Below are 12,395 nucleotides of genomic sequence, written 5' to 3'. Positions count from 1 at the left end.
CAAAGCAAAAACACCGGGCCGTGGATGGGCCCGGTGTTCCAATACTGATCTGTCACTACGCCATGCGGCGCTGGTGCCTACATATTGGGGTAGTTTGGCCCATCGCCACCCTGCGGTGTGACCCATGTGATGTTTTGGCTTGGATCTTTGATGTCACACGTCTTGCAGTGCACGCAGTTCTGGAAGTTCACAATAAAACGTGGATCGCTGCCTTCTTCCTGCACAACCTCATAAACCCCAGCCGGACAATACCGCTGCGCTGGCTCTGCAAACTTTGGCAAATTCACAGAAACGGGCAGGCTGTCATCCGCCAGCCGTAAGTGGCACGGCTGGCTTTCCTCATGGTTGGTCATGGAGAAACTGACGTTGGTCAAACGATCAAAGGACAGTTTTCCATCCGGCTTGGGATAGTCGATCGGCTTATGCTTGCTGGCGTCCTCTGTGGATTCCGCGTCGTTCTTGCCGTGCTTGAGCGTGCCAAGAAGCGAAAACCCAAACGTATTGGTCCACATATCCATGCCGCCCAGCATCAAGGACGCAACCAGTCCCCACTTGGACCAAAGCGGCTTAACATTGCGGACCTTTTTAAGGTCCTGACCAATCGCACCTGTCCGCACTTCGACTTCGTAGTCAGTCAGTTCATCACCGGATCGGTCGGCCTTGATGGCATCAAAAGCAGCTTCCGCAGCGGCCTTACCGGACAGCATCGCATTGTGGTTGCCCTTGATCCGCGGCACGTTGACCATGCCAACAGAACAGCCCAACAGCGCCACGCCGGGGGCCACCATCTTAGGCATGGACTGATAACCGCCCTCAGAGATCGCACGCGCGCCATATGCCACGCGCTTACCACCTTCCAGAAGCGCGGCCACTTTCGGGTGGTGCTTGAAGCGCTGGAATTCCATGTATGGGAACAGATGTGGGTTTTTGTAGTTCAAGTGAACTACGAAACCGACATAGACCTGATTGTTTTCGAGATGATAGACAAAGGAACCGCCACCCGCATTGCTGCCCAAAGGCCAGCCCATGGTGTGTGTCACCTCACCTTCATTGTGCTTGGCAGGATCGATCTCCCAGATCTCTTTCATGCCTACGCCAAACTTCTGAGGCTCTTTGCCGTCCTGAAGATTGTACTTTGCGATCACCTCTTTGGCGAGCGAACCACGCACACCTTCTGACAGGAAGACGTATTTCCCGTGCAGTTCCATACCCGGCTCTGTTCCCGGGCCATAAGATCCATCCGCCTCAAGACCAAAGACACCAGCCACAACACCTTTGACTTCGCCGTTGTCACCGTAAACCAGCTCTGAACATGCCATGCCCGGGAAGATCTCGACACCCAGCTCTTCAGCTTGCTCGGCCATCCAGCGGCACACATTACCCATAGAAACGATATAGTTGCCATGGTTGTTCATCAGTGGAGGCATCGGGAAGTTCGGAATGCGCACTTCGCCTGCAGCGCCAAGCATATAGAAGTTGTCTTCTTTCACCGGCGTATTCAGCGGGGCACCTTTTTCCTTCCAATCGGGAATCAGCGCATCCAAACCGCAAGGATCCAAAACGGCACCAGAGAGGATATGCGCCCCCACTTCGGAGCCTTTCTCAAGCACCACGACATCAAGGTCGGCATCCAATTGTTTCAGACGGATCGCGGCCGACAGGCCCGCGGGTCCTGCACCAACGATGACAACGTCATACTCCATGGCTTCGCGTTCGATTTCCGACATTGGCTTCCCCTTTCGGATCGCTGGGTAATATTCTTTCGCTCCTGCTAGCGCGACAATAATGATTAGGTCAATCAGAACCCAACGACATTTCGCCTCATTAGAGCGTTTTTGCGGCAAAGCGGCATATTTCTCCTTGCATTAGAAGTCCCTCTTGCTTTTGAAGGAGAGCTCAGGGCACTCTGCACTGCAACATGTGAAATTGACACGCCACCTCATGCCTGAGATGGCCAATGACCAACGGGACCGCACCCATGGAAAAAATACCAATGACCCGCGCCGGCCATTCGGCGCTCGAAGCGGAATTGAAGCAACTGAAAGTGGTGGAACGCCCCGCGATCATTGAGGCCATTGCCTCTGCGCGCGAGTTGGGCGACCTGAAAGAAAACGCCGAATATCACTCTGCGCGCGAAAAACAGGGCTTCATCGAAGGCCGCATCAAAGAACTCGAAGGTGTCATCGGCCTGGCCGAAGTCATTGATCCCACCACATTGTCAGGTGCCATCAAATTTGGCGCGACCGTCACATTGGTGGATGAAGACACTGATGAAGAAAAAACCTGGCAAATCGTTGGCGAGCATGAAGCAAATGTCGAAAAAGGCCTTCTGAATATCAAGTCGCCTATCGCACGCGCTCTGATCGGCAAGGAGGAAGGCGACAGCGTAGAAGTACGCACGCCGGGCGGCGAAAAAAGCTACGAAGTTCTCAGTATTTCTTACAAGTGACCAAGTGGTATAAATGCGCTCTCGCATGAAAGATGACACGGATTCCCAGCATACCCCGCTGGGAATCTACGACAAACCCGAAAGCCCCAAGATCACCGGCATTGAATTGATTGCCGTGGGTCTCAGCTTTGCATGGCTGCTTGGCGCTGTGGTTTTTTTCCTGATTCTCCCCAGCAACCCATTACGACAGGCCGACAGTCTTCAGTTTCTGATGACACTTTTGGCCATATTCATGCCTGTGGCTATGATCTGGGTCGCCGCCACGGCCGCGCGCTCCTCACGCGTGATGCGCGAAGAAAGCGCCCGTCTTCAGGCTGCCATCGACGCCATGCGCCGCACATACGTGAGCCAAGCACGCGGCGAACAAAGCCCGCAGAACATGGAACCTTCGGTGGCAAAAAAGCTGGATGAAATCGCGGCAGCCACTCGAAAAACGGAAACCGCACTGGCCACATTCACCACCAGTCGTGATCGCGACGATGGCATCCGCAAGCCTCAGGAAACGGAGCCAGAAGTCGAGGACGCAGCTGATCAAGGCACCCTTGCTCTGGGCACGCCAGCAGAAGAGCTGTCTCCGCCGTTGTCCCGCGCTGATTTCATTCAGGCTCTTAACTTCCCTGAAGATGCCGATGACAGTGCAGGTTTCGCAGCTTTGCGCAAAGCGCTGCGCGACCGTCAAGCCGCACATTTGATTCAAGCCAGCCAAGATGTGCTTACCCTGCTCAGTCAGGACGGCATCTATATGGATGACCTTCGCCCAGATCTTGCTCGTCCTGAGATCTGGCGCCGCTTCGCCGCTGGCGAGCGTGGTAAAGCCATTGCCTCCCTCGGCGGTGTGCGTGACCGCAGTTCACTGGCCCTCGCAGCGGGGCGGATGAAGCAGGATCCGATTTTTAGAGATGCGGCCCATCACTTCATGCGCCGGTTTGATCGCAGTTTTGTGGAGTTTGAAGAAACGGCCTCAGATGCCGACATCGCGGCCCTCTCAGAGACACGCACGGCGCGCGCATTCATGCTGTTGGGCCGTGTTGCAGGGATTTTCGACTGACAAGCAAGCAGAGCATCGTGGAAATAAAAGGCGCCCCTCTGGCGCCTTTTTCTTTGGGCCTACACCGAAAAAGCACTGTAGGGGTAATACTTCACCAGATCACCCTCTGAGATCTCAAGAGCCTCATCTGGAAGGGCGACCAAACCCTCAGCCCAGCTCAACCCACTGATGCGCCCTGAGCCTTCCGAGCCAAAGACCTCCACGCCCCGCTCCCCTATGCGCGCACGCAAAAACTCACGCCGACCAGCTTTCTTGGATTTGGAAAATGCAGCAGGCACTTTAAAAGACTGAGGCAGCTTCCAGTCACGCCCGGCCAAAACCCGCATCGCAGGCTGTGCAAAGATCAGAGAACACACTAATGCAGCCACGGGATTGCCCGGCAAGCCAAAAACCGGAGCGCCCTTCCAGACACCAAGCGCCAAAGGCCGCCCAGGTTTGATCGCCAGACGCCACAGCGTCATGGATCCTGTCTCCTGCAACAAGGCAGACATGTGATCCTCGTCACCCGCAGAGGCCCCGCCAGAGGTCAAAATCACATCGGCGCGCGCTGCAGCCTCATCTAGAAACGCCTTCAGCGTTGCGCGGTCGTCTGGTGCACGTCCCAAATCCAGCGGTTCATATCCAAACTGTGCGATCAATCCCAAAAGCATCGGACGATTTGCGTCGTATATTTGATCCACACGCGCAACGGCACCTGCCTCGGCCAGCTCGTCCCCAGTCGAAATTACCCCAACCCGCAAAGGCTTAAAGACCTGCACCTCCGACACGCCAGTTGCCGCCGCCAGCGCAAGATCCGCAGGTGTCAGTTTTCGCCCCTTACTTAAGATCACATCCCCCTGCTGCACATCTTCACCAGCTTTACGTGTGTTCGCGCCACGTTTAAGTGGGCCGTGAAACGCGATGCTTTTTCCGTCAGTGGCCACATCTTCTTGCAAGATCACCGTATCGACGCCAGCAGGCACAGTCGCGCCGGTCAATATCCGTATGGCCTGCCCTGCTGGCACATGACCCTCAAAAGGCGCCCCAGCCGCAGATCGCCCACTTACAAGCGGGAAGCTTTGCGGCCCTTCCGTCACAGCGGCATGTGCAAGTCCATAACCATCCACTGCGGAATTCGGCTGTGGCGGATGCGCCCGCGCGGCACTCAAATCTTGGGCCAAAACACGACCCAACGCCTTTGCAAGCGGCACAGGTTCGGCCCCGACACACACCGACAAACGCTCTTTCAACAAAGCATGCGCCTCATCAACGGGCGTCCAATGCGTGTCAGCAGGAAGCGCAAAGCAGTCATTTTTCAAGGGAGGCGGGACAAGCTTGGCTGGCTCACTCATAGGGGGCTCCCAATCGGCTCACAGGCCCAAATCCGACAGAATAAAATCCGCAATCGCTTTGGTGTCATCCAAATGCAAGACAGGGCGATCACTCTGCACTTTAACATCAGAAGCAATCGCGCGGATTGTATCATCATGCGGCGCAATCAGAGGATTGCCTGTCTCTTGCCGATGCGCCTCTACTTTCCGGTGCGTGTCCCGCTTGTACCCTTCCACAAGAATGAGATCCACGGGTTCCAATTTTTCAAGCAAAAATGAGAGGGACGGTTCATCCTGCGCGCGCAGCTCATGCATCAAAGCCCAACGGGCACCACTCGCCAAGAGCACCTCCTGCGCCCCCGCCACACGGTGTCGGTGACTGTCTTTTCCGGGCTGGTCCACGTCAAAACTGTGGTGTGCATGTTTTATCGTGGAAACCGAATATCCTCGCCCTGTGATCTCTGTCACCAAACGCTCCATCAGTCCCGTTTTGCCCGAGTTTTTCCAACCAACGACACCATAGACCTGTTTCATCGCGTCTGTTCTCCTGCCAACCGGCGGGCTGTCTGCAACTCCTCCGGGGTGTTCACATTGAAAAACGGATCAATATCCGAAACGGGGAATACAGCTTGCCCCGCCTCATGCTTGTCGGTCCACAGCACAACCTTCCGCAAACCGTCATCCAGTGCAGCCCGCAAATCATGCCGCAACGCAACAGGCCAAAGACCAAAAGTCGGCTGGCGCCATACCTTCCCATCCGCTCCTTGGCTTGCGGACAATGCCAGCGGATAGCGCCGATCTTCGGCCGCCAAAAGCAATTGCGGTACAAGATCACATGGGAAAAAGGGTGTATCAGCTGCCGCAGTTACAATCGTGTCTGCTCCCTGTGTAGCGGCCCAGTCCAACCCAGCCAGCACCCCTGCCAGCGGACCAGCATATCCCTCCACACTATCCGCAATCACAGGCAGACCAAGATCTGCAAACCTTGCTGGATCGCCATTCGCATTCAAAGCAACAGTCGCCACCTGCGGCTGAAGACGCGCCAGCACATGATCCAGGATAGATTGACCAGACAACTCCAGACGGCCTTTGTCCCCTCCGCCCATGCGCGTGGCCAGTCCACCTGCCAATATTACTCCCAATGGCTGTTTCAAAGCTTCGCTTCTCCTTTGCGCCCATGCTTGCGATCCTCTTCGGGCACCAGTGACGGATCAGCGTCTCGCAAAAGACGCTCTTCGCCGTTCAAACACACAAAGCGCTGACCGCGCATACGCCCAATCAGCGTTAAGCCGACTTGCCGGGCAATCTCCACGCCCCAGGCCGTAAATCCTGAGCGCGACGCAAGCACGGGAATGCCCATCAGCGCGCATTTGATCACCATCTCTGACGTCAGTCGCCCGGTTGTGTACATAACCTTGTCAGCAGGGCTGACAGCTTCCTGAAACATCCATCCCGCAATTTTATCAACTGCGTTATGCCGCCCAACATCTTCCATGTAGACCAAGGGCCGGTCTCCTTGACACAAAACCGTTCCATGAATGGCACCCGCCTCTAAGTAGAGTGATGGTGTACGATTGATTTTATGCGCCAGCGCATAAAGATCGCTGGTGCGCACCTGTGTCTCCGGCAAGGTCACGCCATCCAGACCTTCCATCATATCGCCAAATACAGTGCCCACGGCGCAGCCTGATGTGCGCGTTTTTTTCTTCAGCTTTTCTTCGTGGTTGGTCTCTGTCTCTGTGCGCACGACAACCACTTCCAGTTCTTCGTCATAGTCAACGCGCGTCACAACATCGTCGGCCTTCAACATGCCTTGATTGAGCAGAAACCCAAGAGCGAGGTAGGCCGGGTAATCCCCGATTGTCATCGCTGTCACGATTTCACGGCTATTGAGATAGATGGTCAAAGGCCGCTCTTCGACGACGGAAATCTCCACCTCTTGTCCGCGCTGGTCGGAGCCCACAACAGAGCGCGTCAATCGCGATGCTCCCGGATTGGGCGCAATGATGTAGTCCGCAATATCAGACGATTGTGTCATAGCGCTTCCTCCCCAGTCTCAGGCATGCGCCTGATGCCTATGTCAAAAGCGAAACTAGTCGGGTTTGAAATGATTGACCACTGCGAAACTACGCTGACTGGATTGCATCACCTCACTGGTTTGGATAGGTCTGTCGCGTTGCATGCGAGGCTTTGAGATTTCATGGCATCTTACTACGACAGAACAGAATATCTGCGCGGCGTCCGGGGCGGACTGCCGTTTGTCTTGGTTGTGGTCCCCTTCGCGCTACTGTTTGGCGTTGTCGCCACCGAAGCGGGATTGCCGCTGCTTCAGGTTCTATCCTTTTCGGTGGTGGTGATTGCAGGGGCGGCACAGTTTACCGCGTTGCAGCTAATGGCTGAAAATGTGCCCACTCTGGTCATCATAATCTCCGCCCTGACGGTTAATCTGCGCATGGCAATGTACTCCGCTTCGCTCACACCTCACCTTGGGGCACTGCCTTTCATGCGACGCGCATTTGTCGCCTATTGCCTCGTAGATCAGAGTTATGCGCTCTCAATTCTAGAATATGAAAAGCGCCCAGAGATGAGTTTGGCGCAGAAGTTCTCTTACTTCATGGGCGCCATCACACCCGTTGTCCCCCTTTGGTACGCAGCGACCGTGGCGGGCGCCATGGTAGGCCAAGCGATTCCTCCTGCCCTTGCGCTGGATTTCGCTGTGCCCATCACATTTCTGGCAATGATTGGCCCCATGTTGCGCACGCAGGCGCACGTATTGGCCGCAGCGGTTTCAGTTTCGATGGCTCTGATCTTTGCGTTCCTGCCGTGGAATCTTGGTCTGATCGTGGCTGCAATCGCAGGTATGGTGACTGGCGCGGAAGTCGAGCGTCGCGTTGAAATGGCGAGGGCAGCCCAATGAGTGAGACCGCAACCATATGGCTGATCATCGTCAGCCTGGGGATTGGCAGCTTCGGACTGCGCTATATTTTCCTCGGCGTGATTGGCGACCGTCAAATGCCGGAATGGATTTTACGCCACCTCCGCTATACCGCCGTGGCTGTTCTGCCCGGCCTTGTAGCCCCTCTCGTGATCTGGCCTGCCGCCACAGGAGGTCAGCCAGACCCCGCGCGCATGTCTGCCGCTGCCGTGACTTTGGTTGTGGGCTATCTCACTAAAAACGTTTTAGCGGCAATTTTTGCAGGTGCAGGAACCTTGTTTTTAATGTTGTATCTGCTGGCATAGCTCTGGCCAGCATAACGGCAAGCCCCCCACAAGAACAGTTGGGATCGTCAAAAATTCACTTAGAGCACAAGTCTCGGCCTTAGTTCTGCGCAGCGCGCTCATACTCTGGCACAAAAGCCGCCAAAACTTTGGACTTGTCATCATCGTCATACTCAAACAGACGATCATAACTCGCACCTTTGTCGGCAAAATAAGCGCTCAGTTTTTTTGGTGAATAAGAGCGCGGCGCATCTTCAAAACCAGGCAGATGCGACATCAACTGTGATGTCGTCAGGGCACATTGCGCCTCAAGCACCGGGCCAAGGCTTTGTGCCTCACGCAGGGCAATCTCGGCCACCTGAGGGCTCACATCAATCGACTGAACCACCACATGATAGGTCTCACGTGCGTGAAAGCGCGTGTATTGGTCCACAAGATAGGGGGTCATGCCGTATACCACGTCATTCTTCGCGGTGATGCCCTCCGTCCGGAAGGAACCCGCCGGATCATAAGCCACACGTTCGCTGGCGTTGATCATGAGCGACGTATGCGCACCTGCGCCCGTCTCATTGGAAATCATAGTATAGAGCGTAAGCCGCTTAGGCCCGTCATGCACATAACGGGCCGCTGCCACTTCGCTGTCTGGTGCATTGGTTTCAACCGGGTTGCGGACCGAACAGGCCGCAACAGAAAGGGACATCGCCAAAACGAAACTGCCCCGTATCAGGTTCTTCATCACAGATACACCTTGCGGGAAGCCCCCGCCCTCAAGCGCTTAGCTGTTGAAAAGCGCGAGGAAAATCAAAACGGCAATCGCTGCGCCTGCAACGTAGCTGGAGGCTTTGATGAAACCTGCAAAGGCTTTTTCCTGAGCTTCGATATTCATCGAACCGTGCTTATGCTCCGCCATGGGTACTTCCTTCCTGTTTGCTTTTTGCCTGATAGCTGATTCATCAGAGCCTGTCACCCTGTCTCAATCGCGACCCAAAGCCGCTGCTGAAATAGAAAACACCTTGCGTCTCAATACATGATTACTTCTTCAGCGCTTCAGCGAGGCGAAAGCCGATCCGGTTTGGCTCAACTTCGGCATCACCCTGTTTTGGCAACGCCCGGAACATGACGTTGAGCTGGCTCACATGCTGAACCAGTTGCGTTTTGATGCCGCTGGTATCGGAGCCATAAAACGTTACGATATCCGGATCAAAATACCCCATGCCCTCAATCCGCAAGACACCTGCATCCCCTCCAGTAAAGCCCATCGCAACCTCATGCTCACTGTCGAGCTGCTTTTCAAAGTTCTGGATATAGAGAATCAGACGTTCATAGGCCCACTGCGCATCACTCTTCTGAGTAACGGGTTGTTGTGCCATTTGCTCTGGCACATCCACCGCCTTCACGTCCGGGTCCGCATGGATTTCTTCACGGTGGGGCAGCGCCGCGGCCTCTATGGCCTCAGCGGTTGTTTTGATGTCATTGGTCATAAGGTCGCGCCAGTTCAGGTTATTCGCTGCCACAGAAACGCGCCATCCTCGCGCATCGTGCGGCTTACCTCGCCAACTTGGTAGAGATGATTGAGATGTGCAAGAGCTTCCACCAAAGCGAGCCCATAGGCACCTTCGTCAATCGTCCGCTTGAACAACGGCGGGAAACACTCCCCTGCAGTCTTGGGCTGATCCAGAAAAGCCTTGAGCCGTTCAAGGGCGCCATGATGGTTGTCGATCAACTGACGCATGCGCAACGGCGCACCTGTAAAAGGAAGCTTATGTCCGCCCAAGATCAATTGATCATCCCGTGCGTATTGTGACAGCCGCTCACAGGCTTCAAGCCAATCAGCCAACGGATCCGCTTCGGGCTCTGTGGCATAGACGCCAATGTTTGAACTGATCGATGGCAAAATCTGATCACCTGAAAGCACAAGATGATCATCCCGGCTCCAGAATGTCGCGTGCTCTGGGGCATGGCCGTTGCCGATATGCACATCCCAGTCACGTCTGCCAATGCGCACCACATCGCCTTGCTTGATGCGCTTGAATCCCAGCGGCATTGGCGCCACCATATCCGCGAAGTTGAAAGGTCGCTCACTGGCCCGCTGTTTGAAAATCGCCTCATCCATCCCGCAAGAACGGTAAAAATCCAGCGTTTCCTGGCGCGGCACCGCCTGCTCATCCAGTTGCAGCATGCGGGCAAAAAGCCAAGCCGTACGCGTGGTCCAGAGGCTTGCGCCGTGTTCCGTTTGGAACCACCCCGCAAGCCCTACATGATCGGGATGATGATGCGTGACGACGACCCGCCCAACCGGCTTGCCAGCAAGCGGGCCATCCAAAAGCTTCTGCCAGATCACTCGTGACTTGCGGCTATCAAAACCTGTGTCAATCACCGTCCAACTGTCACCGTCATCCAGTGCATAGATGTTGACATGGTCCAGTTTCATCGGCAGCGGCAGGCGCATCCACAGCACACCATCAGCGACCTCAATCGCCTCCCCCTCTGCTGGGGGTGTCTGCCAAGGATATCGAATGCCTGCAGTGCCGTCTTTCATTAAGCGGCGCCCAATTCTTCCGGGCTCAAGGCGTAGAGGTCGCCTGCGCCTTCCATGGCATGCGCCAGAAGCCCCGCATGTTCAGGCAGCAAGCGCTTGATGTAAAATTTGGCAAGCTTGCTGCGTGGGCCTTCTCCACCTTCTGCAATCGCCGCACGCAAGTGATAATACCCGCCAAGCACGCGTGCAAAACCGCGCAAGAACGGCACCGCACCAGCAAAGCGGTCATTGAGATCGCCCTGCGCGACCATCCATTCCGTGGCTTCGCGCAGCGTTTCTGTCGCCTGCCAAAGCGGCTCGGCCAAATCTGCCATGCTTTCGCGCACTTTCTCCGCGCAGTCTTCGATCTCATCAAGGATCGCATAGGCCGCGTCACCACCGTCCATCAGCTTACGCGCGACAAGGTCCATAGACTGGATCCCGTTGGTGCCTTCATAGATAGCAGTGATGCGCACATCGCGGGAGAATTGCGCCGCACCGGTTTCTTCAATGAAGCCCATGCCGCCATGCACCTGCACACCGTCTTCGGCCACCTTGATTCCGGTATCCGTGCCAAAGGCCTTGGCAATTGGCGTCAGGAAGGCGGCGCGGGCGTGCCAGTCTTTGGCATTTGTCGCCGTGCCCATATCCAGCGCCACAGCACAGGCCATCTCAATGGCGCGCGCAGCAAAAATATCGGCCTTCATGCCGGTCAGCATGCGGCGCACATCCGCATGATCCATAATCGAACCAGTGCCGCCTTGGATCGGGCTCCGCCCCTGAACGCGGTCCATGGCATAGGCGAGCGCGTGTTGATAGGCTGCCTCGGCAACGCCAACACCCTGACCACCAACGCCAAGACGGGCATTGTTCATCATTGTGAACATGGCTTTCATGCCGTCGTGCTCTTTGCCCACAAGCCAACCCTTAGCACCGTCATATTGCATCACAGCTGTTGGCGAGCCATGGATGCCAAGCTTGTGTTCGAGGCTGACCACTTTAAGCGTGTTTGGCACCACGTAATCGCCATTCTCATCCGGCAGGAATTTCGGCACGATGAACAGGCTGATGCCCTTGGTGCCGTTGCCACCATCAGGAAGGCGCGCAAGGACCAGATGCGACACATTTGATGTAAAATCATTGTCGCCCCAGGTGATGTAAATCTTCTGACCGGTCACGGAATACGTGCCATCGTCATTGCGCTCCGCTTTGGTGCGCAGCGCGCCCACATCCGATCCGGCCGCGGGCTCTGTCAGGTTCATGGTGCCGGACCACTCACCAGTGACCAGTTTGGAAAGGAACATCTCCTTGACCTCATCAGAGGCGTGATGCTCCAGCGCTTCAATCTGTCCCTGTGTCATCAGCGGATTGAGCTGCAGGGACAGACAGCCTGAACCCATCATCTCATTTACAGCGGTCGTCACAGAATGGGGTAAGCCCATGCCGCCATTTTCAGGCAGCGCGCTCATGGAAATCCAGCCACCTTCCGCGATCTGTTGGTAGGCGTCACTGAAACCCGGTGTCGTGCGCACGACACCATTCTCAAGCACAGCGCCCTGCAGGTCGCCAACGCGCTGAAGCGGTGCCATGACTTCTTCAACCATTTTCCCAGCTTCCAGCAGAATGGCATCGCGGGTGTCATTGTCCGTCTCCGCGAAACGTTCAGTTTCGATGATCTGAGCAAAATCGACGACGTGATCGAAGAGAAATTGGAAATCGGTTACTGGGGCGCGAAAGGGCATCTGTTTCTCCGGCAGGCTTGGCATTGAGTGCTGGCGCTTGTATGCAGCATTTGGCCTTACGGTAAGGGTCACAAGCACCCTATCATAGAAGAACGCAGCGTCACAGGAG

14 protein-coding genes are annotated in these 12,395 nt (G+C 55.7%); 4 read left to right on the top strand and 10 right to left on the bottom strand.

All coding sequences use genetic code 11. The features are described 5' to 3' along the window. Positions 1-77: 77 nt before the first annotated feature. Positions 78-1,727, bottom strand: coding sequence for an electron transfer flavoprotein-ubiquinone oxidoreductase (locus SHM7688_RS18335; protein WP_058241393.1), 1,650 nt, complete (start codon positions 1,725-1,727; stop codon positions 78-80). A gap of 251 nt (positions 1,728-1,978) precedes the next feature. On the opposite strand from SHM7688_RS18335, the gene greA reads away from it, so the two are divergent. Together greA and SHM7688_RS18325 are read left to right on the top strand one after the other, a co-directional pair. Beyond that, positions 1,979-2,449 (top strand): transcription elongation factor GreA, encoded by a 471-nt coding sequence (gene greA / locus SHM7688_RS18330; RefSeq protein ID WP_058241567.1) that lies wholly within the window; start codon positions 1,979-1,981, stop codon positions 2,447-2,449. Positions 2,450-2,474: 25 nt separating this feature from the next. Then, complete coding sequence (locus SHM7688_RS18325; protein ID WP_058241566.1) at positions 2,475-3,497, top strand: hypothetical protein; 1,023 nt, start codon at positions 2,475-2,477, stop codon at positions 3,495-3,497. A gap of 59 nt (positions 3,498-3,556) precedes the next feature. Here SHM7688_RS18325 and SHM7688_RS18320 read toward each other — a convergent pair whose 3' ends face one another. Genes SHM7688_RS18320 through SHM7688_RS18305 form a run of 4 tightly spaced genes read right to left on the bottom strand, consistent with a single transcriptional unit; the run spans position 3,557 to position 6,845 of the window. Continuing rightward, positions 3,557-4,828 carry a molybdopterin-binding protein gene (locus tag SHM7688_RS18320; protein WP_058241392.1) on the bottom strand — a complete coding sequence of 424 codons (1,272 nt, stop codon included), beginning with the start codon at positions 4,826-4,828 and terminating at the stop codon, positions 3,557-3,559. An 18-nt stretch (positions 4,829-4,846) separates the two neighbouring features. Further along, positions 4,847-5,341 carry a molybdopterin-guanine dinucleotide biosynthesis protein B gene (mobB, locus tag SHM7688_RS18315; RefSeq protein ID WP_058241391.1) on the bottom strand — a complete coding sequence of 165 codons (495 nt, stop codon included), beginning with the start codon at positions 5,339-5,341 and terminating at the stop codon, positions 4,847-4,849. Continuing rightward, complete coding sequence (mobA, locus tag SHM7688_RS18310) at positions 5,338-5,961, bottom strand: molybdenum cofactor guanylyltransferase MobA (RefSeq protein ID WP_058241390.1); 624 nt, start codon at positions 5,959-5,961, stop codon at positions 5,338-5,340. Before mobA ends, mobB begins: the two co-directional genes overlap by 4 nt. After that, a complete protein-coding gene (locus SHM7688_RS18305; protein WP_058241389.1) occupies positions 5,958-6,845 on the bottom strand; it encodes a formate dehydrogenase accessory sulfurtransferase FdhD in 888 nt (295 codons plus the stop codon). Before SHM7688_RS18305 ends, mobA begins: the two co-directional genes overlap by 4 nt. 162 nt (positions 6,846-7,007) lie before the next feature. Here SHM7688_RS18305 and SHM7688_RS18300 point away from each other — a divergent pair, with 162 nt between their 5' ends. Together SHM7688_RS18300 and SHM7688_RS18295 are read left to right on the top strand one after the other, a co-directional pair. Continuing rightward, positions 7,008-7,724: an AzlC family ABC transporter permease gene (locus SHM7688_RS18300; protein ID WP_058241388.1), complete on the top strand. Its 717-nt coding sequence runs from the start codon at positions 7,008-7,010 to the stop codon at positions 7,722-7,724. After that, the gene (locus SHM7688_RS18295; RefSeq protein WP_058241387.1) at positions 7,721-8,047 is read left to right on the top strand and encodes an AzlD domain-containing protein; all 327 of its coding nucleotides are present in this window, start codon (positions 7,721-7,723) and stop codon (positions 8,045-8,047) included. The genes SHM7688_RS18300 and SHM7688_RS18295 overlap by 4 nt, the downstream gene beginning before the upstream one ends. A gap of 79 nt (positions 8,048-8,126) precedes the next feature. Here the strand turns inward: SHM7688_RS18295 and SHM7688_RS18290 are convergent, their stop codons facing one another. From SHM7688_RS18290 to SHM7688_RS18270, 5 genes are all read right to left on the bottom strand, one after another. Continuing rightward, positions 8,127-8,762 carry a hypothetical protein gene (locus tag SHM7688_RS18290; RefSeq protein ID WP_083499109.1) on the bottom strand — a complete coding sequence of 212 codons (636 nt, stop codon included), beginning with the start codon at positions 8,760-8,762 and terminating at the stop codon, positions 8,127-8,129. A 39-nt stretch (positions 8,763-8,801) separates the two neighbouring features. Continuing rightward, entirely contained in the window at positions 8,802-8,936 is a 135-nt protein-coding gene (locus SHM7688_RS18285; RefSeq protein WP_058241386.1) for an aa3-type cytochrome c oxidase subunit IV, read from the bottom strand. Between the two features lie 121 nt (positions 8,937-9,057). Beyond that, a complete protein-coding gene (locus SHM7688_RS18280; RefSeq protein ID WP_058241385.1) occupies positions 9,058-9,507 on the bottom strand; it encodes a DUF6173 family protein in 450 nt (149 codons plus the stop codon). Positions 9,508-9,521: 14 nt separating this feature from the next. After that, on the bottom strand, positions 9,522-10,565 hold the full coding sequence (locus tag SHM7688_RS18275) for an MBL fold metallo-hydrolase (RefSeq protein WP_058241384.1): 1,044 nt from the start codon (positions 10,563-10,565) through the stop codon (positions 9,522-9,524). Beyond that, positions 10,565-12,286, bottom strand: a complete 1,722-nt coding sequence (locus SHM7688_RS18270; protein ID WP_058241383.1) for an acyl-CoA dehydrogenase family protein — start codon at positions 12,284-12,286, stop codon at positions 10,565-10,567. The genes SHM7688_RS18275 and SHM7688_RS18270 overlap by 1 nt, the downstream gene beginning before the upstream one ends. Positions 12,287-12,395: the final 109 nt, after the last annotated feature.

It is taken from the genome of Shimia marina (assembly GCF_001458175.1).
GTDB lineage: Bacteria > Pseudomonadota > Alphaproteobacteria > Rhodobacterales > Rhodobacteraceae > Shimia > Shimia marina.
This window is presented reverse-complemented; position numbering and strand designations above follow the sequence as displayed.

What these genes read in the sequence shown, in the direction of transcription:
- SHM7688_RS18285 (WP_058241386.1), bottom strand. Translation starts at nt 8,936, where the DNA reads ATGGCGGAGCATAAGCACGGTTCGATGAATATCGAAGCTCAGGAAAAA.
- SHM7688_RS18320 (WP_058241392.1), bottom strand. Translation starts at nt 4,828, where the DNA reads ATGAGTGAGCCAGCCAAGCTTGTCCCGCCTCCCTTGAAAAATGACTGC.
- SHM7688_RS18335 (WP_058241393.1), bottom strand. Translation starts at nt 1,727, where the DNA reads ATGTCGGAAATCGAACGCGAAGCCATGGAGTATGACGTTGTCATCGTT.
- SHM7688_RS18280 (WP_058241385.1), bottom strand. Translation starts at nt 9,507, where the DNA reads ATGACCAATGACATCAAAACAACCGCTGAGGCCATAGAGGCCGCGGCG.
- SHM7688_RS18290 (WP_083499109.1), bottom strand. Translation starts at nt 8,762, where the DNA reads ATGAAGAACCTGATACGGGGCAGTTTCGTTTTGGCGATGTCCCTTTCT.
- SHM7688_RS18305 (WP_058241389.1), bottom strand. Translation starts at nt 6,845, where the DNA reads ATGACACAATCGTCTGATATTGCGGACTACATCATTGCGCCCAATCCG.
- SHM7688_RS18275 (WP_058241384.1), bottom strand. Translation starts at nt 10,565, where the DNA reads ATGAAAGACGGCACTGCAGGCATTCGATATCCTTGGCAGACACCCCCA.
- greA (WP_058241567.1), top strand. Translation starts at nt 1,979, where the DNA reads ATGGAAAAAATACCAATGACCCGCGCCGGCCATTCGGCGCTCGAAGCG.
- SHM7688_RS18295 (WP_058241387.1), top strand. Translation starts at nt 7,721, where the DNA reads ATGAGTGAGACCGCAACCATATGGCTGATCATCGTCAGCCTGGGGATT.
- SHM7688_RS18300 (WP_058241388.1), top strand. Translation starts at nt 7,008, where the DNA reads ATGGCATCTTACTACGACAGAACAGAATATCTGCGCGGCGTCCGGGGC.
- mobB (WP_058241391.1), bottom strand. Translation starts at nt 5,341, where the DNA reads ATGAAACAGGTCTATGGTGTCGTTGGTTGGAAAAACTCGGGCAAAACG.
- SHM7688_RS18325 (WP_058241566.1), top strand. Translation starts at nt 2,475, where the DNA reads ATGAAAGATGACACGGATTCCCAGCATACCCCGCTGGGAATCTACGAC.
- SHM7688_RS18270 (WP_058241383.1), bottom strand. Translation starts at nt 12,286, where the DNA reads ATGCCCTTTCGCGCCCCAGTAACCGATTTCCAATTTCTCTTCGATCAC.